Source organism: Ruegeria sp. CG8 (genome assembly GCF_056537165.1).
This window is the reverse complement of the sequence record NZ_JBQFRA010000001.1, coordinates 867,724-892,172: the sequence shown is the minus strand read 5'-3', so window position 1 is coordinate 892,172 and position 24,449 is coordinate 867,724. Positions and strand designations below refer to the sequence as shown.

Sequence of the window (24,449 nt, the reverse complement as noted above, 5' to 3'; positions counted from 1 at the left end):
CCCCGGCTGTTTTTTATCAGTTGCCGCCGCGCTGCTGCTTCAGCGTTGCCTGCACCAGGTCGTAAAGATCCTGCGCCGGCAGGCCTTGGGCGGACATGTCAGCAATCCACTGGTCGCGGATCGGGTCGGCCGCCTTGGCACGGAACTCGTCCAGAACCGAGTCATCGATCATGACTTTCTGAACGCCCTTTTCTTCGAGCACGCCATCCCACTTTTTCAGCAGCTCACCGTAGTTGGTCAGGTAGTGGTCAATCGCCTCGTCGATCGAGCTGTCCAGCGCCTCACGGTGCTCGGGCGGCAGCGCCTCATAGGCGTCGATGTTCACGACCACCGGGCAGTTCACCGTGCCGGGGTTCAGGTTCGCGGTCCACCAGTCGGCTTCATTGATGGTGCCGAACGACAGGTGTGCGTGCTGAGCAAATGCGACGGTGTCCACAACACCGGACTGCATCGCATTGTAGGCTTCGGTCGCCGGAACCGATGTCGGAACGGCACCAACGGCCTCGAACGCCTGACCGAGGCCCCCGGTCGCACGAACGCGCATACCTTCGAACTCGGCCAGTTTGTCACGCGGCTCGCCTGTCCCGACCAGATTGTACTGCGGCATCGGCGAGGTCATGAGGATACGAGCGTTCCACTGAGCCATCTCTTCCTTGACCGCAGGGTGATCGTAGACCGCGTGGCTGACGGCCACTTCCTCATCCAGTGTGTTCACACCCAGGAACGGCAGTTCCAGGACGGTGATCGCGCGGTTCTTGTCGCGATGGTAACCAGCGCAGAACTGGGCCATCTCGAAGGCGCCGATTTCGATGCCGTCCAGGTTTTCCTTGGGCTTGGAAAGGCCGCCATAGCTGACGTTGATGGTGAACGCGCCATCGGTTTTCTCGCTGACCAGTTCGGCCAGTTTCTCAACATGTTCGGTGAAGGCGCGGCGCTTGCCCCAGACCGAGGCATTCCACTCGGTCGCAGCCGCCTCGGTAACAAAAGCAACGCCAAGGGCGGCGATGGCCGCTCCGCTCAACATCTTGTTCATAATGATCTCTCCCATTGGTGCACCCCCTCCCGGGGCGCTTGCGAGTCAAGCTAGCGCCAACATCGACACGTGCCAAGCCCCGCCGCCCGAATGGTGCACCCGTGAAAGCGTTGATTTCTGCACGGCCCAGAAAGCCCCGCCGACACGTTCGACCCACAGGAGAAAAGGTGTCACACTGGGCCGTTAACAACTCCATAATCTGTAAATAATTGTTTTTTATCATGTTATCGCAAACTCAACTCGGTCGAATTTACAAAATGGCTCGAGAAACGGAAACTTGTTTACAAACAAATCCAAGGATTACGGCAATTTATTTCTTTCTTTTCTCGAAGGCGTATTATCCCGACCGGGGAGGAAACGGATCGACAATGCCAATCAATTGGGCAAACTCGGTCCACCCGAAGTCCAGTCAGAGGGAGGAGCCTCAGAATGACCACCGCTGCCCAGGCAGAAGCCAAGGTATTTCCGCCATCCGCAGAAACCGTCGCTCGCGCTCATGTCGATGCCGAAAAATACACCCAGATGTACGAGGCATCTGTCAACGACCCCGTGAAATTCTGGGGTGAGCATGGCAAGCGGATCGACTGGATCAAGCCCTACACCCAGGTCAAGGACGTCAACTACGATTTCGGCTCGGTCAAGATCAACTGGTATGCCGACGGCACGCTGAACGTCTCGGCCAACTGCCTGGACCGTCACCTGAAGACCCGCGGCGATCAGACCGCGATCATCTGGGAACCGGATGATCCGAACGACGAAGCCCAGCACATCACCTATGCCGAGCTGCACCGCCGCACCTGCCGCATGGCGAACATTCTGGAATCGATGGGCGTGCGCAAAGGCGACCGGGTCGTCATCTATCTGCCGATGATCCCCGAGGCCGCGTATGCCATGCTCGCCTGTGCCCGCATCGGCGCGATCCACTCGATCGTATTTGCCGGCTTCTCGCCCGACGCGCTGGCCGCTCGGGTCAACGGTTGCGACGCCAAGGTCATAATCACCGCCGACGAGGCCCCGCGCGGCGGCCGCAAGACTCCGCTGAAATCGAACGCCGACGCCGCCCTGCTGCACTGCAAGGACACGGTAAAGTGTCTGGTGGTCAAGCGTACTGGTGGCCAGACCACCTGGATCGACGGGCGCGACTACGACTACAACGAAATGGCGCTGGAGGCCGACGATTATTGTGCGCCGGCCGAGATGAACGCCGAAGATCCGCTGTTCATCCTTTACACCTCGGGCTCGACCGGACAGCCGAAAGGCGTGGTGCACACCACCGGCGGCTACCTGGTTTATGCCGCGATGACCCACGAAATCACCTTCGACTATCATGACGGCGACATCTACTGGTGTACGGCGGACGTGGGCTGGGTCACCGGCCACAGCTATATCGTCTATGGCCCGCTGGCCAATGGCGCGACCACACTGATGTTCGAAGGCGTGCCGACCTATCCCGACGCCTCGCGGTTCTGGCAGGTTTGCGAGAAGCACAAGGTCAACCAGTTCTACACCGCCCCCACCGCGATCCGCGCGCTCATGGGTCAGGGCAACGAGTTCGTAGAAAAATGCGACCTGAGTTCCCTGAAAACGCTCGGCACGGTGGGCGAACCCATCAACCCCGAGGCCTGGAACTGGTACAATGAGGTGGTCGGCAAGGGGAAATGCCCGATCGTCGACACCTGGTGGCAGACCGAGACCGGCGGCCACATGATGACCCCCCTGCCCGGCGCGCATGCGACCAAGCCCGGTTCGGCGATGAAACCCTTCTTTGGCGTTCAACCCGTCGTGCTGGATCCGCAGTCGGGCGTCGAGATCACCGGCAACGGGGTCGAAGGCGTGCTGTGCATCAAGGACAGCTGGCCGGGCCAGATGCGCACCGTATGGGGCGACCATGAGCGGTTCGAGAAGACCTATTTCTCAGACTACAAGGGGTATTACTTCACCGGTGACGGCTGCCGCCGCGACGAAGATGGCGATTACTGGATCACCGGCCGCGTCGATGACGTCATCAACGTGTCTGGCCACCGCATGGGTACCGCCGAAGTCGAAAGCGCACTGGTGGCTCACGCCGCCGTCGCCGAAGCGGCCGTCGTTGGTTATCCCCATGAAATCAAGGGCCAAGGCATCTATTGCTACGTCACCCTGATGAATGACCGAGAGCCCTCGGATGAATTGCTGAAAGAGCTGCGCACATGGGTCCGGACAGAAATCGGACCGATCGCCAGCCCTGACGTGATCCAATGGGCTCCGGGCCTGCCCAAGACCCGTTCGGGCAAGATCATGCGCCGCATTCTGCGCAAGATCGCCGAGAACGACTTCGGCTCGCTGGGCGATACCTCGACCCTGGCCGACCCGTCCGTCGTCGAAGATCTGATCGCCAACCGGGCCAACAAGTGAGGGCGTGATGCAGGCTGAAACAATCACAAAGCCCGCTGTCCTGATCCTTCTCGGCCCTCCGGGCGCCGGGAAGGGCACACAGGCGCGAATGCTGGAACAGAAATTCGGCCTTGTGCAACTCAGCACGGGCGACCTGCTGCGCGCCGCGGTTGCTGCCGGAACCGAGGCCGGAAAGGCCGCGAAAGCAGTGATGGAAGCCGGCGACCTGGTCAGCGACGACATCGTCATCGCAATCCTGCGCGATCGCATTGCCGAGCCCGATTGCGCGTGCGGTGTCATCCTGGACGGGTTTCCCCGTACCACGGTTCAGGCCGAAGCGTTGGACAAGCTGCTGGCCGAAAACGGGCAGAAGGTGAATGCGGCCATCAGCCTCGAGGTCGAGGACGCCGAGATGGTCACCCGGATCGCCGGACGCTACACCTGCGCAATGTGCGGTGAAGGCTACCACGATCAGTACAAGCAGCCGAAGGTGGACGGTGTTTGTGACAAGTGCGGCAGCACCGAATTCAGCCGCCGCGCCGATGACAATGCCGAAACCGTGGCGTCCCGGCTGGAGGCCTATCACGAACAAACCGCGCCTTTGATCGACTACTACAAGGATCGCGGCGTACTCAGAAAACTGGATGCCATGGGGCAGATCGATCAGATCGCCCGTGGCCTGGAAAGCATCGTGGGCGACGCGATGCGGTAAGGGGAAGAGGACTCCCCAAAGCGGGCACTGACCCCGACACGAGTTTCTTCAACGGAACCGCTCTGGCGGACCGGAGAAGCTTTGCCTGGCGCCATCGCGGCGCTCGGCGCAATCGAATGGCGGCCCTACGCCGGAGGACAAATGCACCGGGCCGCCCTGGAGGAACCAAGGAGGAAACCGCAATGGCGGATAATTCAACAAACTCCGCGCAGACTGCCGAGTCCGACAAAGGCTATTGGCAGGCAAACCTGCGTCTCATCTACATCAGCCTCATCATCTGGGCGTTGGTGTCTTTCGGGTTCGGCATTCTGCTGCGCCCGTTGCTGTCGGGCATCGCCGTCGGCGGCACCGACCTGGGCTTCTGGTTCGCGCAACAGGGATCGATCCTGGTCTTTCTGGCGCTGATCTTCTTCTACGCCTGGCGCATGAACAAACTGGATGCCGAATACGGCGTCGAAGAAGAATAAGGGAGCCAGGGGACAATGGATCAGTTTACCATCAACCTGCTGTTTGTGGGCGCGTCCTTTGCGCTCTACATCGGCATCGCGATTTGGGCCCGCGCGGGATCCACATCGGAATTCTATGCCGCCGGTCGCGGCATTCACCCGGTCACCAACGGTATGGCGACAGCGGCTGACTGGATGTCGGCGGCCTCGTTCATCTCGATGGCGGGCCTTATTGCCTTTACCGGCTATGACAACAGCTCGTTCCTGATGGGCTGGACCGGCGGCTACGTGCTGCTGGCGCTTCTGCTTGCGCCCTATCTGCGCAAGTTCGGCAAGTTCACCGTGTCCGAGTTCATCGGCGATCGCTTCTACAGCCAGACCGCGCGCGTCGTGGCGGTGATCTGTCTGATCGTGGCCTCGGTCACCTACGTGATCGGCCAGATGACCGGCGTGGGCGTGGCCTTTGGCCGCTTTCTGGAAGTGTCGAACACCACCGGTCTGCTGATCGGCGCGGGCGTCGTGTTCGCCTATGCGGTGTTCGGCGGCATGAAGGGCGTGACCTACACCCAGGTCGCTCAGTACTGCGTGCTGATCACCGCCTACACCATTCCGGCGATCTTCATCTCGCTGCAGCTGACCGGCAACCCGATCCCGGCCCTGGGCCTGTTCGGCGACACCGCCGGCGGTGAGCCGCTGCTGACCAAGCTGGATTCCATCGTGGCCGAGCTGGGCTTTGCGGAATACACCGCTCATCATTCGAACACGCTGAACATGGTTCTGTTCACCCTGTCGCTGATGATCGGCACCGCCGGCCTGCCGCACGTCATCATGCGCTTCTTCACCGTTCCCAAAGTGTCGGACGCCCGCTGGTCGGCCGGTTGGGCGCTGGTGTTCATCGCGCTGTTGTACCTGACGGCCCCCGCGGTTGGCGCCATGGCTCGTCTGAACATCACCGACATGATGTGGCCGAACGGCGGCATCGAAGGCGGCGCTGTATCGCTTGAGCAGATCGACAACGATGCCCGTTATGACTGGATGGCCACCTGGCAGAAAACCGGCCTGCTGGACTGGGAAGACAAGAACGGCGACGGCAAGATCCAGTACTACAACGACAAGAACGCCGACATGCAGGCGCTTGCCGAAGAAAAGGGCTGGGTCGGCAATGAGTTGACCAAGTTCAACCGCGACATCCTGGTTCTGGCCAACCCCGAAATCGCCAACCTTCCGGGTTGGGTGATCGGTCTGGTCGCGGCCGGTGGTCTTGCGGCCGCGCTTTCGACTGCTGCGGGCCTGCTGCTGGCGATCTCGTCGGCCGTGTCGCACGACCTGATCAAGGGCTCGATCAACCCGAGCATCTCGGAAAAGGGCGAGCTTCTGGCGGCGCGGATCGCAATGGCCGTGGCCATCGTGGTTGCCACCTATCTGGGCCTCAACCCTCCGGGCTTTGCGGCGCAAACCGTGGCGTTGGCTTTCGGTCTGGCGGCGGCCTCGATCTTCCCGGCGCTGATGATGGGGATCTTCTCGACCCGCATCAACAACACCGGCGCGGTCGCGGGCATGCTGGCTGGTCTGACCGTCACCCTGGTCTACATCTTCCTGCACAAGGGCTGGCTGTTCATTCCGGGCACCAACTCGTTCACCGATGCAGACCCGCTGCTGGGTCCGATCAAATCGACCTCGTTCGGTGCGATCGGCGCCATGGTCAACTTCGGCGTCGCCTATGTGGTTGCCGGCATGACCAAGGAAACCCCGCAGGAGATCAAGGATCTGGTCGAAAGCGTGCGCATTCCCCGTGGTGCGGGCGCGGCTCAGGACCACTGAGCCGGATGCGGTCCGCGATGATGCATCACGGGCCGTTTCCCTCGACCAACTTTTCCCGCCCGGCTAAACCCCGGGCGGGGCTTTTCATTCAAGCGGACCGGCGAACCCATGGCGCTTTCACCTGAACAGATCACCCGGTTCCTGAAATCCGTGCACCCCTATGACGCGCTGCCTGTCGAGGAACTGGCCGACATCGCCGCCCGGATCGAAGCGCGCGAAATCGCAAAGGGCGCCGTCCTCTATCGCCGTGGCGCGCAGTTGCCCGGCCTGTTCATCATCTACGAAGGCCAGGTCGAGATCACCGACGAAAACGGCGCGGTCGTATCCCATCTGGGCCTGCGCAACTCGTTCGGCGAACGTGGTCTGATGCGCGACGGGCGCGCGGTGACCACAGCAACGACTGACGCGCCCTCGGTTCTGCTGATCATCCCCACCGACCTGTTTTCCGATCTGCTCCAGCGTCACGTCGTCGTCGCCAGATTCTTCAACCGGGCCCGCCCCGCGCGACCTGAACAGCAATCACTGGCCACCACCCGTGTCGAGACCCTGATGGCGCGCAAGCCGGCCACCTGCTCCCCGGACACGACCGTTCAGGAAGCCGCGCGCCTGATGCGCGACCGGGGCATTTCGTCGGTCTGCATCACCGAGCGCGGCGCGTTGCGCGGCATTGCCACGGTTCGGGACCTGTCGGGCAAGGTCGTGGCGGGCGCCCTGCCCCCGACGACCCCGGTGTCACAGATCATGACCCCGGACCCGCTGACCCTGTCGCCCGGCGACATCGGCTCGGACGTGCTGCACGCGATGCTGGAACGCGGTATCGGCCATATCCCCATCACCGAGGGTGGGCGTCTGGTCGGAATGGTCACCCAAACCGACCTGACCCGATTCCAGGCCGTCAGCTCGGCCGAGCTGGTCGGCCGCATCGCGCAGGCCGGGTCGGCGACCGAGATGGCCGCGGTCACGGCCGAGATCCCGAACCTGCTGGTGCAACTGGTGGCGGCGGGCAACCGGCACGAAATCGTCACCCGCCTGATCACCGACATCGCTGACGCCGCGACGCGCCGGCTGCTGGCGCTGGCCGAGCAGAAACTCGGCCCGGCGCCCGTCCCCTATCTTTGGCTGGCCTGCGGCTCGCAGGGGCGGCAGGAGCAGACGGGCGTGTCCGATCAGGACAATTGCCTGATGCTGGATGACAGCGTCACCGATGCCGACCTGCCCTATTTCGAGGCGCTGGCCAAATTCGTGTCCGATGGGCTGGATACCTGCGGGTATTTCTATTGCCCCGGCGACATGATGGCGACCAATCCGCGCTGGCGGCAGCCGGTCAGGGTCTGGCGCGACTATTTCAACGGCTGGATCGCCAAGCCCAACCCCGAGGCGCAGATGCTGGCCTCGGTCATGTTCGACCTGCGCCCCATCGGTGGCCGGTTCGAGCTGTTTTCCGACCTGCAGGCCGAAACCCTGCGCGCGGCGCGGGCGAACTCGATCTTCGTGGCGCACATGATCTCGAATTCGCTGAAGCACACGCCGCCGCTGGGCCTGCTGCGCGGGATCGCCACGATCCGCTCGGGCGAGCATCGCAACACGCTGGACCTCAAGCACAACGGCGTGGTCCCGGTGGTCGATCTGGGCCGCGTCTACAGCCTGCAGGGTGAATTGACCGAGGTGAACACCCGCGCGCGCCTCAAGGCCGCCGAGGCCGCAGGGGTGCTCAGCCCGTCGGGCGCGCGGGACCTGCTGGATGCCTATGACCTGATCGCGGAAACCCGGTTGAACCATCAGGTCAAACAGATCAGGAATGGCGACAAGCCCGACAACTATCTTGCGCCGTCGGAATTGTCGGACTTTGAGCGAAGTCATCTTCGGGACGCGTTTGTCGTGGTAAAAACGATGCAATCCGCGGTCGGGCACGGCAAGGGGATGCTGGGGTAATGCTCCGGCTAGGAAGAACGGAGGAGGAAGATGTTTCTTGAGCTGATCGGCACGATCTTTGCGGGCTTTGCCATCGCGGGCCTCGTGATGGGTTTGAACCGGCTGACCGGTGGCCGCCTGCCGAAATGGTCGGCTCCGGTTGCGGCCGGTTTGGGCATGATCGCGGTCACGATCATCAGCGAGTATTCCTGGTACGACCGCACCCGTGATGCCCTGCCCGAGGGCCTGACCGTCGTGCAAGAGGTTGAAAGCCGCGCGCTCTATCGCCCCTGGACCTATGCGGTGCCCTATGTCGACCGGTTCGCGGCCGTCGATACGGCTTCGTTGCGGACAAACGCGCAGGTGCCGGATCAGCGCCTGATCGACCTGTACTTCTTTGGCCGCTGGGCGCCGGTATCCAAGATGCCGATCGCGGTGAACTGCGCCGAGCACAGCCGTGCAAGTCTGGCGGATGGGGCCGAGTTCTCGGATGACGGGCGTCTGGTCGGTGCCGATTGGGTGCCGGTTGGCGCGGATGATCCGGTGGTCTCAGCCACTTGTGAGGCCTGACCATGCTGACCCGCCTGAGCCTGCGCCTGAGAATTTTTCTGTTCTTTTGCTTGCTTGCCGCGGGAGGCATCGCCATCACCCTGATCGCGCTTTGGCTTGGCCTGCGCCGGGCCGACCCCGCGGACATAACCAGCGCCTTCGTGTTCAGCGGCCTGCTGATCTCGTTTGGCTTGCTGGGGCTGGTTGTCGGTGTCTGGTTGCTGTTCGACGACAACGTGGCCAAACCGATCGAACGCCTGTCGGCGCAGCTGCGTGCGCGTGCACATGCGGGGGTGGATACCGATCTCGACTTGCAGGCGGCACGCTATTTGGGTGATCTGGCCCCCGCCGCCGCCAGCCTTGCCGAGCGACTGGCCACCACCGCCCTGTCCACGGCCGAGGCTGTGGCTGCCGAAACCGCGCATCTCGCGTCAGAGAAGGAACGTCTGACCGCGCTTCTGTCCGAGATCCCTGTCGCGATGCTGCTCGCGGGGCCAAACCACCAGATCGTTCTGTACGACGCGCAGGCCGCCGAGGTTCTGGCGCAGATCGCCCATCCCCGCCTGAACGCCTCGCTGTTCGACTATCTCGAACGCAAACCTCTGCTGGACGCTTACGAGAAGCTGGGGAAAACCGGCATGGATGTCTATTGCACCCTGGCCAGCGTGGACGGGCGCCAAACCTACACGGCACGCATGAAACCGCTGGGCGATGCGCCGGGCTATATGCTGATCTTCGAAGACAGCGTCGCCCGCATTCCGCCAGAGGCCGCGCGCCCTCTGGTCTATGATTTCGATCTTCTGGACACCCCAGGCGACGAGGCGTTCGAAAACCGCCCGCTATCGCAACTGTGCTTTGTGGTCTTCGACACCGAAACCACCGGTTTGCTGCCGCACAAGGACGAGATCGTGCAGATCGGCGCCGTCCGTGTCGTCAAGGGGCGCATCGTCGAGGGCGAGCGGCTGGACACGCTGGTCAATCCGGGCATTCCGATCCCACCCGCTTCGACCAAGGTTCACAAGGTCAGTGACCGTATGGTGCAGGACGCGCCCGATATCGCGCAAGCCGGGCGCATGTTCCACCACTTCGCCCGTGATGCCGTGATCGTGGCGCATAACGCACCATTCGACATGGCGTTTCTGCGCCGTCATGCCAAGCGCATGGAAGTGACGTGGGATCACCCCATCCTGGACACGGTTCTGCTGTCAGCGGTCCTTTTCGGAGCCAGCGAAACCCATACGCTCGACGCTTTGTGCGAAAGACTGGGCGTGGAAATCCCCGAGACGCTCCGCCACACGGCTTTGGGGGATGCGGTTGCGACGGCTGAAGGATTGGTGCGGATGCTGCCGATGCTGGCTGCACGCGGTATGCAGACATTCGGCGACGTGATCGCAGAAACCCGCAAGCACGGTCGGCTGCTGGAAGACCTGAACTGAATCAGCCTATTGATCGCGATACAGCTTTTCGTGGACAATTCTGCTGCGGCATGGCACCCCGTGCCCGGCCACCAAACGAGCGCGCGATGACCGAAAGAACATTCAAACCCGGACCCGATCAAAGCATGGCCTTCCGCGAGGCTCTCGGGTGCTTTGGCACTGGTGTGACGGTCGTCACGACCAGCACCCCGGACGGTCCCTCGGCCATCACCGTCAACTCGTTTGCATCAGTGTCGCTGGATCCACCATTGGTCCTGTGGTGTCTGGCAAAAGAGTCGAACCGTTACGGGGCCTTTCAAGCAGCGCAACATTACTCGATCCATGTCGTGGCCGAGGATCAGCAGGATCTGGCCCTTCGTTTTGCCCGCAATGGCCTCGATTTCTCGCATGCAGACTGGTCCCCGGATCACAAAGGTCGGCCGCAGCTGAGCCAGTGTCTGGCCCGATTTGACTGCACATTGTCTGCCCGCCACGAGGCCGGGGATCATCTGATTCTCGTGGGAGAGGTCGAACAGGTCATGTACCGCACCGGCAAGGGCTTGATCTTCAAGCGCGGACAGTTCGGCGGTTTTGCCGACCTTTTGTAATCACTCGTCCAATGACCCGTGCACGGCAAAGGCCTCCAACTCGGCCTCTTGCGGCGTGATCACCCGAAAAGCCTCGTGAACGCCGGACTCGGTCAGGCTGCGGGCAACGGTCAGCAGGGTGTTGGGGGCATGATCGTCACACAACTCGGACATGTGAGCCAGCTCGGCCCGGGCCACGTCCAGCGCCGCCTCGACCGACGGCGCGCCGTAAAGGCGCACGAAATGCTCGGCCAGGTTGGTGGCCAGCCGCTCCATCTCGACCGGCTCGATCTGCGTCACCGCTACGAAGGTCACGCGCCCGAAGGTCTCGAGCCCCAGCCACCCATTGGCAAAGGCCTGGCGCGCCTTGCCGGCCAGGTCGGCCTCGCCCCAGTTCGAAAACTCGAACCCGCCCGAGATGCACCACTCGCCCGTTCGGGCAGGCGAGTGAAAGACGTTCAGGTCGCTTTCGTCGAAATGAATGGCGCGGGCCAGATTCAATGGGCGTCCTCCAACAGATGGGTCAAGGGAACAATCTGCGTATCCGCCCCGTTCCGCAACAGCATGCCGAACCGCTCATCGGCCCCGAGAAACACGCCGCGATCACCATAGGGCTCTCCGACGCCCTGCAGCAAGCCCATCCATTCCCCGTGCAATGGTGCGTTGCCGTCCTCGGACCAACGGTTCAGCCAGGTCAGCATGTGGCGCGACCAGCTTTCGACCAGCTGCACCGGGGACACATCCGCGCAGCCTTCGTCATACAGCGCCGTCACATCGGGCGACTTGCCGGGCTCGTCCCCGGTTTGCAGCAAGGCCAGTTCCCAGCCGACGACCAGCCAGTCGGGCACGGCTTCCGGATCCGAGGTCGACGCGGTCACGCGAAATCGGCCACACCGGGCCCCGTTGACGAAAATCGGACCATCCCAGCCGAGATGCACCGCCACCTCGGGCGGAGCCAGCGCGCCCAGCGCGTTCTGGAACCCGACGGCGCACAGCGGCAGCATGGCCATTGCGTCCTGCAAGGGCACCTCGGGTGCAAAGACGATGGCCGCGCGCAGGCGATCCGCCTGGATGTTGTAGACGACGCTGCCCGCGTCGCAGCCCAGCGCCGCCATGGCCTGTGCGTGGTCGAACGGGTCTTCCCCACCCTGTACCGGGTGCCCGGACAGCAACGGGGGAAAGACCGGCTGTGTCATGCCTTGCCCGCGGCGATCAGGTCGCGGGCGATCTTGCGGAAGGCCTCGGCCTGCGGGCTGTCAGGTTTGCTGACCACGATCGGCGCCCCGCCATCGGCGGCCACGCGGATATCCAGATGCAGCGGGATTTCTCCCAGCAACGGCACACCCAGTTCGGCGGCTTCTGCGGCGACGCCCCCATGACCGAACACATGTTCCTCGTGCCCGCAGTTCGAGCAGATATGCGTGGACATGTTCTCGATCATGCCGACGATCGGTGTCTTCAGCTGGCGGAACATGTCGATGCCCTTGCGCGCGTCGATCAGGGCGACGTCCTGCGGGGTCGACACGACGATCGCCCCGTCCACCTTGAACTTCTGGCTCAGCGTCAGCTGCACGTCACCGGTGCCCGGCGGCAGGTCGACGATCAGCACGTCCAGCGCGCCCCACTGCACCTGGCTCATCATCTGCTGCAGCGCGCCCATCAGCATCGGACCGCGCCAGACCACCGCCTGACCTTCATTGGTCATCAGCCCCATCGACATCATGGTGACGCCGTGATTGCGCAGCGGCAGAATGGTCTTGCCATCGGGGCTGGCGGGTCGACCGGACACGCCCAGCATGCGCGGCTGCGAAGGTCCATAGACATCAGCATCCAGCAATCCAACGCGCCGCCCTTCGGCCGCCAGCGCACAAGCCAGGTTGGCCGAGACGGTTGACTTTCCCACCCCGCCCTTGCCCGAGGCCACAGCGATGATCCGGTCAACCCCCGGCACCGCCTGCGGCCCGGTCTGCGAGGGCTTGGGCTTGGGTTTCAAATCCGGCGGCGCCTTGTCGGAATGCGCGGTCAGCAGGGCCGAGACCTTGGCCACCCCGTCGACCATCTGCGCCGCCTTTTCAGCGGTGGCGCGCACCGGTTCCATCTTTTCGGCATTCTTGGGGTCGATCTCGAGAACGAAGCGCACGGTGTCGCCCTCGACATTCAGCGCACGGACCACGCCCGCGCTGACGATGTCCTGACCCGAAACCGGGTCGGTGATCTTCTTCAGGTTCGCCAGAACCGCGTCGCGGATGCTCATGCGTCGCCGTCCTTGATCTGGCCGGTCACCACGTGTTCGACATCCAGACCGTCGATCGTCAGGACCATCTTGGCCTCAAAACTTTTGCCTGCCGGATCGCCCGCCTTGCGCAGCGCGTCTTCGATGGCCTGCTGGCTGGTCACGCCAACCTGTTTGAGGAATTTGCGCATCGACATGTTGTAATCGCCGCTCATCGCCGTTGTCTCCGTCTTGTTCGTTCATTTGACGCATTCGCCCTGTCACCGTTAGGCTGGGCCATGCGCTTTGTTCTTTTGTGCCTGAGCCTGACGCTCTTCGCCAGCCCCTCTTGGTCGCAGGAGGAGATTGGTCTGGCCGCGCCGGAAGATGTCGCACGCTCGGGTCTTTTGAAACATATTCTTCCGCGCTTCTCGCTCAAGACCGGAATCCGCGTTGTCGCGGATGATGCGGGCGCGATGGTGCTTGCGGTCGGACCGCCGGGGCAGCCGGTGTTTCAGCGCGGCGGCGACATCTATCACCTGCGCATTCAGGACGAAACGCGTCAGGCCCGCTTTCAGGATTGGCTGATGTCCGATGTGGGCAAGCGCACCGTCGAAAGCTTTGCACCGACCGAGGGCGACCCGTTCTCGGCCAGTTTCGAAACGGTCGCTGCGCCCGAGTCCGATGCAATCGAAGGCGACGCCTTGCTGGGCGAAAAGCTGTCGCTGACCCATTGCGGGCGCTGCCATGTGATTGGCCCGCAGAACAGGATGAACGGGTTGGGCTCCACGCCGTCCTTTGCGGTGCTGCGCGCGATGCCGGACTGGTCGAACCGGTTCCAGGCGTTCTTCGCCTTGAACCCACATCCGTCCTTTACCCAGATCGTAGGGATCACTGCGCCCTTCGACCCCGAACGCCCTCCGCCCATTCACCCGCTGAGACTGACGCAGGACGAGCTTGAGGCGATCCTGGCGTATGTCTCGGTCATCCGCGCGGCCGATCTGGGGGCGCCGCTCAAGCTTCAGTGATCTTTGCGCTTGCTGAAGTAGTCATCGGTGGTAACGACCTTGGGCTTGGGCTTTGAGGTAAACGGATTATCCTCGCTGTGGAACTGCGCCTGCACACGGCAATCGTCACACATCTGGATCATCTTCGCCTGCTCGGACGAGGCGAACATTGGGTGGCTGCCGGCCAGCTTTTCCATGATCCGCTCGACCGTAGATTTCACCCCGAACAGAGCACCGCATTCGATGCAGGCAAAGGGCTCTTCTTCGTTCAGGACACGCGGCGACAGCGCGCGGTCGCTCAGGTCCAGTTCTGGCACTAGGGTGATCGCGCTTTCGGGACAGATGGTCTTGCACAGCCCGCATTGCAGGCAGGCATCCTGCTGAAAGTTCAGCTGAGGCATATCGGGATTGTCAATCAATGCGCCCGACGGGCACAGCGACACGCAACTCAGGCACAGGGTGCAGGCCTCGGTGTCCACCGCCACCGCGCCATAGGGTGCGTGTTCCGGCAGAGGCAGCGGCTCGGACGCATCGGGGCGCAGCGCCTGCGCCGCCAGCCGCGTAATCTGGCGCCGGTTGCCCAGCGGCAGAACCGGCTGGGCCAGTGACCGCGGCACGTCCTGCGCATAGAGCAGATCGGCCAGCGCATCGGGATCGGATTCGTCGATCACTCCAACGACGTCCGCTCCGGCGATGGCCAGCGCCAACGGCAGTTCGCGCTCCAACGCATCCCGCTCGGTCGTCGGGGCCAGCAGGATGTCGACCCCGGCAAAGCCATGAGCCAAGGCAGCCAGCATCTCGGCATGTCCAAAGCCGGACACCACACCCAGCTCCAGCGGAATCACATCGGCGGGCAGCCCGCGCCCGAACCGCGCGGCCAGCCGGATCATCTCGGCCCCGTGGGCATCATGTACCAACAGGCGCGGGGCACGCCCTCCGGCCCGACGATAGGTCGCCGCCAGGGTCTGCATCCGCGCCAGCAGGGCCGCCACCGGCGGATCTTCGTAGCTGATCGCGGTCGAGGGGCACAGGGCCGCGCATTCGCCGCAACCCGCGCAGACCATCGGGTCGATGGCCACGTGATCTCCGGCCGGGGTGATGGCCCCTGTGGGGCAGATGTCCAGACAGTTGGAACAGCCCACCTGCCCGGCCCGCGAATGGGCGCACAGGGATTCTTCGAGCCGGACATACAGCGGCTTTTCGAAGGTCCCGACCAGCTGCGCCGCGTCAAAGGCCAACCGGGCAACCGCCACCGCATCGCGCGGATCGGCGCGCAGGTAACCTTCGCGCTTGTCCGGGGCCGTCACGAAGGGCGTACCCCCCGCCAGGTCGATCAGCACATCGCAGGCCGACGCCGCACCGTCGCGCGGCGGGGTCCAGGCAAACGCACCGCGTCCGGCCGGATCAATCTGCTGCAATGCATCCAGCCGCAGCGTGAACCCGCCCAGCGCCCCCGAGACAGCCCGGACCCGCGCGCGTACCACGTCATAGGCCCGACTGTCAGGCTGCGCCTCATCGGTGACGACCACCGTCACGGCCATCGTGTCCGACAGCCGCTGGGCCAGGTCAAATGCAACCTCACCCGGCCCGATGATGCAGGCGGTGCCTTCGCTGATGACATCCACGCTGGGCGTGATCGGCTGCTGCAACAGAGCCTCGGCCGCCAGCGCCGCTATCTTGGGCATCGCCGACCGCCCCTGCTCGGACCAGCCGGCCCGGTCGCGCAGATCGACAAAGCCGGGGTGATCCACGCCCAGTTCCTCGGCCAACTCGTGAAACACTTGGGCCTCTTGCCCGCAGGCAATGACGATCTGGTCATCCGACTGCAGCAGCTTGGCCGCAGCGGTCAGTTCGGAGGTGCACAGCGCCGTGTGGACCCTGCTGCATTCAGCACCGCAGGCAGCCGATATCCCCTGCCCGTCCAGGGCCTGACTTCCGGCGCAATCGCACAAAACCAATTTGGTGACCATATTCCCCCCCGCATCTCTTCCTTGCCCCAACCTTAGACCCAAACGCCGCCCATGCAACGTGTGGCGGCCGGTTCTGGTCAGAAACTCTGCCTCGCCCGCCAAAGTCGGCTGATCGTCGCCGGGACCCATTTGCGACGATTTTTTTCCAGATCACGACCATTTCAGGCCGCTGCGGACTTGGCACGTGGCCCATTTGTGTACCATAGTGAACCTAAGGGAAGGCAGGGGAGAGCTTTTCCGGGGAGGATCAAAGTGGCCGAGGCCGCAAAACAGATCGAAATGCCGGTTGGCGTCGTCGTGCGCAAGACACCGGGGGTCACTCGCTGGGCCCGGTGGAATTGGCGCGCTGTCGCGGTGCTGCCCGGCGCCCCGCCCGCCGACTGGGTCGAACTGCGCCGCGAGGGCGACGCGGTCGAATACCACGCCGCCACCCTGCCCTTGAAACTCTGGTCCGACGAAACCGAGGCCTATATGGCCAATCTCTCGGACAGCCAGCCATCGCTGTATCTTGTCCTGCGTCACGATGCCGAAGGTGACCGCCCGCTGAACGCGTTTCTGATCACCGCTTCACCTTATGAAGGGCAGGACTATGCCGATACCGGCGAAGAGATCGTGGAAAAGATCCCGATGACCGAAGGCCTGATTGCTTGGGTGCGCGATTTCACTCTGGCCCATCACCGCGATGAGGTGTTCGTCAAACGCCGCCGCGACAAGAAACGGGTGGATCTTGTGGAAGACGGCAAGGGCGATGCGCGCATCCGCCAGACCTCGGATGTCTACCGCGCCCCGCGGAGGGCCGTACAATGAGCACCCGTGAGGATTTCTGGTCTCGCCGCAAGGCCGCCGTGCAGGCCGAAGCGCATGCCGAACAAGAGGCCCTGACCGCGCAGGAGATCGCCGCGCAGCAGGCCGAACTGGAAGAAAAGAACGACGCCGAGATTTTGGCCGAGCTTGACCTGCCCGACCCGGACCTGCTGCAGTCGGGCGACGATGTTTCTGGCTTCATGGACAAGGCCGTGCCGGACCGTCTGCGCCGCCGCGCCTTGCGGCGCTTGTGGCGGTTGAACCCGGTACTGGCGAATGTGGACGGGCTGGTCGATTACGGTGAGGACTACACCGACGCCGCCTGCGTGGTCGAAAACCTGCAGACGGCATACCAGGTGGGCAAAGGCATGTTGCGCCATATCGAGGCGTTGGCCGAGCAGAAGGAAGCCGAGGAACACCCGGTCGAGGCCGAAGCCGAGCCGACTACCGAAACGCCCGAGCCTGAAGCCGAGCCCGCGCCCCCTGTCGAAGTGGCAGACGCCATCCAACCGGATGAGGACGAACGCCCCCCGGCCCCGCGGCGCATGAAATTCGAATTCGAAGGATGACCCGATGAACATTCGCGACCCGCAGACGTTCGAGATTTCCCCCGAGGACCGTCTGCGCGCGGATTTCTACAACTTTCTGGGCCTGCTGCTCGCCACACCCCCTGACCAGACCCTGCTGAGCCAGATCGCGGCGCTGTCGGGGGACGAGACCGATCTGGGCCAGGCCATTCAGGCCATGGCCCGCGTGGCCAAAGTGACCAAGCCCGAAGCGGCCGAGCGCGAGTTCAACGCATTGTTCATCGGGCTGGGGCGCGGAGAACTGCTGCCCTATGCCAGCTTCTACCTGACCGGGTTCCTGAACGAGAAACCGCTGGCGCAGCTGCGCAACGACATGGCGGCGCGGGGCATTACCCGGGCGGCAAACGTGTTCGAACCCGAAGACAACATCGCCTCGTTGATGGAGATGATGGGCGGTATGATCGTCGGCCGTTTCGGCGGCCCGGCCGCGTTGGAAGATCAAAAGACGTTCTGGAACAAGCATATCGGCCCCTGGGCCGAGCACTTTTTCTCGGACCTGGAAGCAGCCGAGCATTCGGTTCTCTATGCCTCGGTCGGCACCGCTGGCCGGGTTTTCATGGAGATCGAACGCGAGGCCTTCCGCATGACGACGCATTAGGCGGCCGTCATTCGCTGGCGCCCCGGCGGGCGCTGAACCGCAAATGGGAAAGGAGGATCCCATGAGCAAGACCAAGGAGACCGGCGCCAGCCGCCGCGACTTCCTGAAACTGGCGGGCACCGCGGCCCCGGCAGCCGTTGCAGCGGCCAGCCTGGGAACCGAGGCCGAAGCGGCCGAGCAACCCTCGGACGAGACCCGCATTCAGGACACGGCGCATACCCGCGCCTATTTCGACAGCGCGCGCTTCTAGGCCGCCCCGACGACGCCCGGCATCGGTCCGGACGTGGTCACACTCGGCTGACGGTTGCGATTGGCCCTGACGTCGATTTCGAAACACCAAGCCAGCCATGGTCAACATGGCCAGCAAGGGAGGAAGGAAATGCTTAGGAAAAAGACCAACGGGGTTGCGAGACGCCCCCAGCGGACAAGTATCCTGTCCCAAATCGGCGAAAAGAGCGTCGATCGCCGCGCGTTCCTGCGTGGCTCGGGCCTGACGATCGGCGGCCTGGCCGCGATCAGCGCCACGGGTGGAACCGTGTCGCCCGCCAGCGCCCAGACCGCAGCCAACACGGCTGTCGAGAACATCAAATCCGTCTGCACGCATTGCTCGGTCGGCTGTACCGTGGTTGCCGAAGTGCAGAACGGCGTCTGGATCGGGCAGGAACCCGGTTGGGACAGCCCGTTCAACTTGGGCGCTCACTGTGCCAAGGGTGCCGCTGTCCGTGAACACGCCCATGGCGAACGCCGCCTGAAATACCCGATGAAGAAAGAGGGTGGCGAGTGGAAGCGCATCAGCTGGGAACAGGCGATCGACGAGATCGGCGACGGCATGATGAGCATCCGCGAGGAAAGCGGACCTGACAGCGTCTATTGGCTGGGTTCGGCCAAGCACAACAACGAACAGGCCTATCTGTTCCGCAAATTCGCGGCCTACTGGGGCACCAACAACGTGGACCACCAGGCGCGGATCTGCCACTCGACCACCGTTGCGGGTGTTGCGAATACATGGGGCTACGGCGCCATGACCAACAGCTACAACGACATCCACAATTCCAAGGCGATCTTTATCATCGGCGGCAACCCGGCCGAGGCGCACCCCGTCTCGCTGCTGCATGTTCTGCGCGCGAAAGAGCAGAACAACGCCCCGCTGATCGTGTGCGACCCGCGCTTTACGCGCACCGCGGCCCATGCCGACGAATATGTCCGCTTCCGCCCCGGCACCGACGTGGCGCTGATCTGGGGCATCCTGTGGCACATCTTCGACAACAGCTGGGAAGACAAAGAGTTCATCCGCACCCGTGTCTGGGGCATGGACCAGATCCGCGAGGAGGTCGCCAACTGGACCCCTGAAGAGACCGAGCGCGTCACCGGCGTGCCGGGATCGCAGCTCAAGCGCGTGGCGCGGACGCTGGCCAACAACCGTCCCGGCACCGTGATCTGGTGCATGGGCGGCACCCAGCACACCAACGGCAACAACAACACGCGCGCCTATTGCGTGCTGCAGCTGGCGTTGGGCAACATGGGCACTTCTGGTGGCGGCACCAACATCTTCCGCGGCCATGACAACGTGCAGGGCGCAACCGATCTGGGCGTTCTGTCCCACACCCTGCCCGGCTATTACGGCCTGTCCGCAGGCGCATGGGGTCACTGGGCCCGCGTCTGGGGCGAGGAACCGGAGTGGCTGGCTGGCCAGTTCGCAATGGTCAAGGACAAGGACGGCAAGGACAAGTCGCTGCAGAACGAACGGGGCATCCCGGTTTCGCGCTGGATCGACGGTGTTCTGGAAGATCCCGAGAACATGGATCAGCCCAACAACGTCCGCGCCATGGTTCTGTGGGGCCACGCGCCCAACTCGCAGACCCGGATGGTCGAAATGAAGACGGCGATGGAAAAGCTGGACATGCTGGTCGTGATCGACCCGTATCCCACCGTTTCCGCCGTCCTGCATGACCGGACCGATGGCGTCTATCTGCTGCCGGCCTGCACGCAGTTCGAAACCCGTGGCTCGGTCACGGCCTCGAACCGCTCGCTGCAGTGGCGCGACAAGGTGGTCGATCCGCTGTTCGAAAGCCTGCCGGACGAGGTCATCATGGCCAAGTTCGCCAACAAATTCGGCTGGGCGGATCGGTTCTTCCGCAATATCGAGATGGAGGACCCCGAAACCCCGAATGTCGAAAGCATCACGCGCGAGTTCAACGCGGGGCTGTGGACGATCGGCTATACCGGTCAGTCGCCAGAGCGGATCAAAAGCCATATGGCCAACCAGCACACGTTCGACAGAACGACGCTGCAGGCGGTGGGCGGTCCGAATGACGGCGAATACTACGGTCTGCCGTGGCCCTGCTGGGGCACCGCCGAGATGGGGCATCCGGGGACGCCGAACCTCTATGACATGTCCAAACCGGTGGCCGAGGGCGGCCTGACCTTCCGCGCGCGTTTCGGCGTCGAGCGTGACGGTCAGAACCTGCTGGCCGAAGGGGTCTACAGCGTCGGCTCGGAAATCCAGGACGGATACCCCGAGTTCACGATGCAGATGCTGATGGATCTGGGCTGGGATGGCGACCTGACGGCCGAAGAACGCGCGGCCATCGACGCAGTGGCCGGGCCCAAGACCAACTGGAAGACCGACCTGTCGGGCGGCATCCAGCGGGTGGCCATCAAGCATGGCTGTGCGCCCTTCGGCAACGCCAAGGCCCGCACCGTGGTCTGGACCTTCCCGGATCCGATCCCGCTGCACCGCGAGCCGCTGTACACGCCGCGGCGTGACCTGGTGGCCGACTATCCCACCTACGAGGACCGTCAGGCCTATCGCCTTCCGACCTTGTATGCTTCGATCCAGAAGAACGACTTTTCAAAGGATTACCCGATAATCCTAACGTCAGGTCGTCTGGTCGAATATGAAGGTGGCGGCGACGAGACACGGTCGAACCCGTGGCTGGCCGAGCTGCAGCAGGACATGTTCGTCGAGATCAATCCTCGTGACGCCAACAACCTTGGCATTCGCGACGGATCGCAGGTCTGGGTCGAAGGTCCCGAGGGTGGCAAGGTCAAGGTGATGGCGATGCTGACCGAAAGGGTCGGTGCCGGCGTGGCCTTCATGCCCTTCCACTTTGGCGGCCATTTCCAGGGCGCGGACCTGAGGGAGAAATACCCGAAAGGCGCCGACCCGTACGTGCTGGGTGAAAGCACCAACACCGCCCAGACCTATGGCTATGATTCAGTGACCCAGATGCAGGAGACCAAAGCGACTCTCTGCAAGATCTGGGCAGCGTAAGGAGGACGACAATGGCTAGAGCAAAGTTTCTCTGCGACGCTGAACGCTGCATCGAGTGCAACGCCTGCGTGACCGCGTGCAAGAACGAACACGAGGTCCCTTGGGGCATCAACCGCCGCCGGGTGGTGACGATCAATGACGGCAAACCGGGTGAACGCTCGATCTCGGTCGCCTGCATGCATTGTTCGGATGCGCCCTGCATGGCTGTGTGCCCGGTCGACTGCTTCTATCAGAACGAAGAAGGCGTCGTCCTGCACTCCAAGGACCTGTGCATCGGCTGCGGCTATTGCTTCTATGCGTGCCCCTTCGGCGCGCCGCAATACCCGCAGGCCGGCAACTTCGGATCGCGCGGCAAGATGGACAAATGTACCTTCTGCGCCGGCGGTCCCGAGGAAACGCACTCGACCGCAGAGTTCGCCAAATACGGCCGCAACCGGATCGCTGAGGGCAAACTGCCCATCTGCGCCGAGATGTGTTCGACCAAGGCCCTGCTCGCCGGTGACGGTGACGTGGTATCGGCCATCTACCGCGAACGCGTCGTGGCGCGCGGGTTCGGCTCGGGCGCCTGGGGTTGGGGCACGGCCTACGACCAGAAGGACGGCTGAGACCCCAGCCTGACAACACGGGTGACCCGCGCAGGTGGGTCACCCGATTTTGGATTGATACCGAGGTTCCGATGCTGCGCATTTTTCTGGCTTTGACGTTGACACTTGGGATCGCGCACGGCGCGCTTGCACAGGACACGACCGGCACAGACGAACCAGCCGCTGCCCCGCGCGCGCAGACCGGTGGCGCCACGACGCTCGAGGATATTCTGGCCCGGCAACGCGGCGAGAAGGTCGACAACAGCTATCGCGCACAGAATACCGGGCAAGGCAATGCCGAAGGGCTGCTGGGTCAGTTGGGTACGCGCGGCGTGGCTTCGGACAGCGATGTGTATCGCGCCATCCGCTATGGCTCAGCCGATGTCACCGTGTCGACCAAAGGGCCGGCTGCCGGCGTGCTGATCCAGGACGGTGGCATGTGGTGGTGGACTTTCCGCACCGGTCCATTGCGTGAATACGGAACCTACATTCTGGGCGGGATGCTGGTCGTTCTGCTTTTGTTTTTCCTGATCCGAGGGCGCATCCGCATCGACGGCGAGAAAACGGGCCGCACGGTCACCCGGTTTTCAGGATTTGAAAGGTTCGGGCACTGGCTGTTTGCCGGCTCGTTCCTGATACTTGGATTGACCGGCCTGCTGACGCTCTATGGCCGGGATTTCCTGATCCCACTGTTCGGCAAGGAAGGGTTCGCCACCATCGCGCAAGGCTGCAAGTGGTTGCACAACAATCTGGCCTGGGCCTTCATGCTGGGATTGGTCATCATCACCGTGAACTGGATCGCCCACAACATCCCCAACCGGACCGACCTGAAATGGTTGGCGGCAGGCGGCGGATTGTTCACCAAAGGCAGCCACCCCCCGGCCAAGAAATTCAACGCCGGTCAAAAGATCATTTTCTGGCTGTGCATTCTGCTTGGCGTCTCGATCAGCCTGTCGGGTCTGTCGCTGCTGTTCCCATTCGAGCTTCCGATGTTCGCCAAGACGTTTTCGATCGCCAACGCGACCGGTTTACCCCAACTGATGGGCTTGGACTTGCCCACGCAGATGTCTCCGCAGGAAGAGATGCAATATGCCCAGATCTGGCATGTCATGGTCGCATATGCCTTCATCGCCATCATCCTAGCCCATATCTACCTCGGCTCGGTCGGCATGGAGGGCGCGTTTGACGCCATGGGTACCGGCGAGGTCGAAGAGCAATGGGCGCGCGAGCACCATTCGCTGTGGCTGGAAGAGGTAAAGGCGCAGGAGGCCAGCGACGCCGCGGCCTCGCCTGCCGAATAGATGCGCGGGCTGGCTTTGGCGCTGGCCCTGCTGCCGCTGCCGTTGGCGGCGGATTTCTACACGCTCAAGGGCCATGGCGGACCGATCATGGACATCGCCACAGCCCCGGACGGGCGCATTGCCACCGCCAGTTTCGACAATTCCGTGGGACTGTGGTCCGGGCAGCAGCCGGACTGGCTGGAAGGTCACGAGGCTGCCGTGAACGCGGTTGTTTTCAACGGCACCGCGATCTATTCGGCCGGCGACGACTTTACCCTGCGCCGTTGGCCCGGTGGACAGGTCGTTGGTCAGCACAAGGGCAAGGTCGTCGGCCTTGCTGCCTCAAAGACCCTTGTGGCGACTGCCAGTTGGGATGGGACCATCGGCCTGTGGCCAACCCAAGGCGGTGCGGCCAAGCTGCTGGGCCCGACGGGCAGCGGCGTCAACGCGGTGGCCTTCGCGCCGGACGGACGGTCGCTGTACTCCGCCGGGGTCGACGGCAGCTTGCGGGTCTGGGACGTGACGACCGGGGCCGAAACCGCGCGACTGGTCGAGCATGGTTTCGGCATCAACGAACTGGTCCTGAACGCGCAAGACGGTTGGATCGCATATGGCGCGGTCGATGGCGTAACCCGCATTCTGGACCTGACCACCGGGGCCGAGCGTGATTTCACGTTGGACCGCCGCCCGATCCTTGCGCTCGCCCTCAGCCCGGATCGGTCACTGCTGGCGGTGGGCGATGGTGAGGGCTACATCATGGTCATCGACACGCAGAACTGGCGGATTGCGCAGGATTTCCGGGCAACGCTACGCGGCCCGGTCTGGGCACTGGCCTTTTCCCCCGATGGAGAGAACCTGTACGCAGGCGGGCTGGATCAGGCCATGTACAGCTGGCCGGTGGCCGCGCTGGGGTCACAGGAACGGATGACCAGCCAAGAGCCGAGTTTCCTGAAGGACCCCGGCGAAATGCAAAACGGAGAACGGCAGTTCGCCCGGAAATGCTCAATCTGCCACAGCCTTACGCCGGACGATCAGCGCCGGGCCGGACCGACCCTGCATGGCGTATTCGGGCGTCAGGCCGGGACACTGCCCGGATACATCTACTCGGAAACGCTGAAAGGGTCTGATATCGTTTGGAACGAACAGACGATAAACGCTCTTTTCGATCAGGGACCGGACCACTACATTCCGGGATCGAAGATGCCGATGCAGCGGATCGCGCAGGAGCAGGACCGCACTGACCTGATTGAGTTTCTGCGCAGCGCGACGGCGCCCGCAGACTAAGC

General features: G+C 63.3%; 23 protein-coding genes. 17 read left to right on the top strand and 6 right to left on the bottom strand.

Annotated elements, in window-relative coordinates:
- Nucleotides 1-16: 16 nt before the first annotated feature.
- Complete coding sequence (locus ACR0EF_RS04365) at nucleotides 17-1,033, bottom strand: C4-dicarboxylate TRAP transporter substrate-binding protein (protein WP_170371601.1); 1,017 nt, start codon at nucleotides 1,031-1,033, stop codon at nucleotides 17-19.
- 429 nt (nucleotides 1,034-1,462) lie between these two features.
- Between ACR0EF_RS04365 and acs the strand changes: the two genes are divergently transcribed.
- The 8 genes from acs (at nucleotide 1,463) to ACR0EF_RS04325 (ending at nucleotide 10,868) form a co-directional block, all read left to right on the top strand.
- Nucleotides 1,463-3,427 (top strand): acetate--CoA ligase, encoded by a 1,965-nt coding sequence (acs, locus tag ACR0EF_RS04360; RefSeq protein WP_170371215.1) that lies wholly within the window; start codon nucleotides 1,463-1,465, stop codon nucleotides 3,425-3,427.
- Nucleotides 3,428-3,434: 7 nt separating this feature from the next.
- Complete coding sequence (locus ACR0EF_RS04355) at nucleotides 3,435-4,118, top strand: adenylate kinase (protein WP_170357572.1); 684 nt, start codon at nucleotides 3,435-3,437, stop codon at nucleotides 4,116-4,118.
- Between the two features lie 182 nt (nucleotides 4,119-4,300).
- A complete protein-coding gene (locus ACR0EF_RS04350) occupies nucleotides 4,301-4,585 on the top strand; it encodes a DUF4212 domain-containing protein (protein WP_093962930.1) in 285 nt (94 codons plus the stop codon).
- 15 nt (nucleotides 4,586-4,600) lie between these two features.
- Nucleotides 4,601-6,385 (top strand): sodium:solute symporter family protein, encoded by a 1,785-nt coding sequence (locus ACR0EF_RS04345; protein WP_170371216.1) that lies wholly within the window; start codon nucleotides 4,601-4,603, stop codon nucleotides 6,383-6,385.
- Nucleotides 6,386-6,493: 108 nt separating this feature from the next.
- Entirely contained in the window at nucleotides 6,494-8,317 is a 1,824-nt protein-coding gene (locus ACR0EF_RS04340; RefSeq protein WP_170371217.1) for a DUF294 nucleotidyltransferase-like domain-containing protein, read from the top strand.
- Nucleotides 8,318-8,347: 30 nt separating this feature from the next.
- Nucleotides 8,348-8,866 (top strand): hypothetical protein, encoded by a 519-nt coding sequence (locus ACR0EF_RS04335; protein WP_170357569.1) that lies wholly within the window; start codon nucleotides 8,348-8,350, stop codon nucleotides 8,864-8,866.
- A 2-nt stretch (nucleotides 8,867-8,868) separates the two neighbouring features.
- Nucleotides 8,869-10,281, top strand: coding sequence for a 3'-5' exonuclease (locus tag ACR0EF_RS04330; RefSeq protein ID WP_170371218.1), 1,413 nt, complete (start codon nucleotides 8,869-8,871; stop codon nucleotides 10,279-10,281).
- 86 nt (nucleotides 10,282-10,367) lie between these two features.
- The gene (locus tag ACR0EF_RS04325) at nucleotides 10,368-10,868 is read left to right on the top strand and encodes a flavin reductase family protein (RefSeq protein ID WP_170371219.1); all 501 of its coding nucleotides are present in this window, start codon (nucleotides 10,368-10,370) and stop codon (nucleotides 10,866-10,868) included.
- Here the strand turns inward: ACR0EF_RS04325 and ACR0EF_RS04320 are convergent, their stop codons facing one another.
- The 4 genes from ACR0EF_RS04320 to ACR0EF_RS04305 are packed head-to-tail and all read right to left on the bottom strand — an operon-like array spanning nucleotide 10,869 to nucleotide 13,295.
- Nucleotides 10,869-11,348, bottom strand: coding sequence for a DUF6505 family protein (locus ACR0EF_RS04320; protein WP_170339033.1), 480 nt, complete (start codon nucleotides 11,346-11,348; stop codon nucleotides 10,869-10,871). It abuts the gene before it with no gap.
- Entirely contained in the window at nucleotides 11,345-12,043 is a 699-nt protein-coding gene (locus ACR0EF_RS04315) for a biotin/lipoate--protein ligase family protein (RefSeq protein ID WP_170339035.1), read from the bottom strand. The genes ACR0EF_RS04320 and ACR0EF_RS04315 overlap by 4 nt, the downstream gene beginning before the upstream one ends.
- Nucleotides 12,040-13,101, bottom strand: a complete 1,062-nt coding sequence (locus ACR0EF_RS04310) for an Mrp/NBP35 family ATP-binding protein (RefSeq protein WP_170371220.1) — start codon at nucleotides 13,099-13,101, stop codon at nucleotides 12,040-12,042. The genes ACR0EF_RS04315 and ACR0EF_RS04310 overlap by 4 nt, the downstream gene beginning before the upstream one ends.
- A complete protein-coding gene (locus tag ACR0EF_RS04305; protein WP_005983748.1) occupies nucleotides 13,098-13,295 on the bottom strand; it encodes a DUF6494 family protein in 198 nt (65 codons plus the stop codon). The genes ACR0EF_RS04310 and ACR0EF_RS04305 overlap by 4 nt, the downstream gene beginning before the upstream one ends.
- A 63-nt stretch (nucleotides 13,296-13,358) precedes the next feature.
- Here ACR0EF_RS04305 and ACR0EF_RS04300 point away from each other — a divergent pair, with 63 nt between their 5' ends.
- Nucleotides 13,359-14,087 (top strand): c-type cytochrome, encoded by a 729-nt coding sequence (locus ACR0EF_RS04300; RefSeq protein ID WP_170371221.1) that lies wholly within the window; start codon nucleotides 13,359-13,361, stop codon nucleotides 14,085-14,087.
- On the opposite strand, the gene ACR0EF_RS04295 is transcribed toward ACR0EF_RS04300, so the two are convergent.
- Complete coding sequence (locus ACR0EF_RS04295) at nucleotides 14,081-16,036, bottom strand: 4Fe-4S binding protein (RefSeq protein ID WP_170371222.1); 1,956 nt, start codon at nucleotides 16,034-16,036, stop codon at nucleotides 14,081-14,083. The two genes, ACR0EF_RS04300 and ACR0EF_RS04295, sit on opposite strands and share 7 nt — an antisense overlap.
- Nucleotides 16,037-16,288: 252 nt before the next feature.
- On the opposite strand from ACR0EF_RS04295, the gene ACR0EF_RS04290 reads away from it, so the two are divergent.
- From ACR0EF_RS04290 to ACR0EF_RS04255, 8 genes are all read left to right on the top strand, one after another.
- Nucleotides 16,289-16,843, top strand: coding sequence for a DUF3305 domain-containing protein (locus tag ACR0EF_RS04290; protein ID WP_170371223.1), 555 nt, complete (start codon nucleotides 16,289-16,291; stop codon nucleotides 16,841-16,843).
- Nucleotides 16,840-17,409, top strand: coding sequence for a DUF3306 domain-containing protein (locus ACR0EF_RS04285; RefSeq protein WP_170371224.1), 570 nt, complete (start codon nucleotides 16,840-16,842; stop codon nucleotides 17,407-17,409). Before ACR0EF_RS04290 ends, ACR0EF_RS04285 begins: the two co-directional genes overlap by 4 nt.
- Nucleotides 17,410-17,413: 4 nt before the next feature.
- The gene (locus ACR0EF_RS04280) at nucleotides 17,414-18,025 is read left to right on the top strand and encodes a TorD/DmsD family molecular chaperone (protein ID WP_005983758.1); all 612 of its coding nucleotides are present in this window, start codon (nucleotides 17,414-17,416) and stop codon (nucleotides 18,023-18,025) included.
- Nucleotides 18,026-18,086: 61 nt separating this feature from the next.
- Nucleotides 18,087-18,275 carry a twin-arginine translocation signal domain-containing protein gene (locus ACR0EF_RS04275; protein WP_005983760.1) on the top strand — a complete coding sequence of 63 codons (189 nt, stop codon included), beginning with the start codon at nucleotides 18,087-18,089 and terminating at the stop codon, nucleotides 18,273-18,275.
- Nucleotides 18,276-18,404: 129 nt separating this feature from the next.
- Nucleotides 18,405-21,299, top strand: a complete 2,895-nt coding sequence (locus tag ACR0EF_RS04270) for a formate dehydrogenase subunit alpha (protein ID WP_170371225.1) — start codon at nucleotides 18,405-18,407, stop codon at nucleotides 21,297-21,299.
- A gap of 11 nt (nucleotides 21,300-21,310) precedes the next feature.
- A complete protein-coding gene (gene fdh3B, locus ACR0EF_RS04265; RefSeq protein WP_005983764.1) occupies nucleotides 21,311-21,904 on the top strand; it encodes a formate dehydrogenase FDH3 subunit beta in 594 nt (197 codons plus the stop codon).
- A gap of 71 nt (nucleotides 21,905-21,975) precedes the next feature.
- Nucleotides 21,976-23,184: a formate dehydrogenase subunit gamma gene (locus tag ACR0EF_RS04260; protein ID WP_170371226.1), complete on the top strand. Its 1,209-nt coding sequence runs from the start codon at nucleotides 21,976-21,978 to the stop codon at nucleotides 23,182-23,184.
- The gene (locus tag ACR0EF_RS04255) at nucleotides 23,185-24,447 is read left to right on the top strand and encodes a c-type cytochrome (RefSeq protein ID WP_170371227.1); all 1,263 of its coding nucleotides are present in this window, start codon (nucleotides 23,185-23,187) and stop codon (nucleotides 24,445-24,447) included.
- The last annotated feature ends 2 nt before the right edge of the window (nucleotides 24,448-24,449 follow it).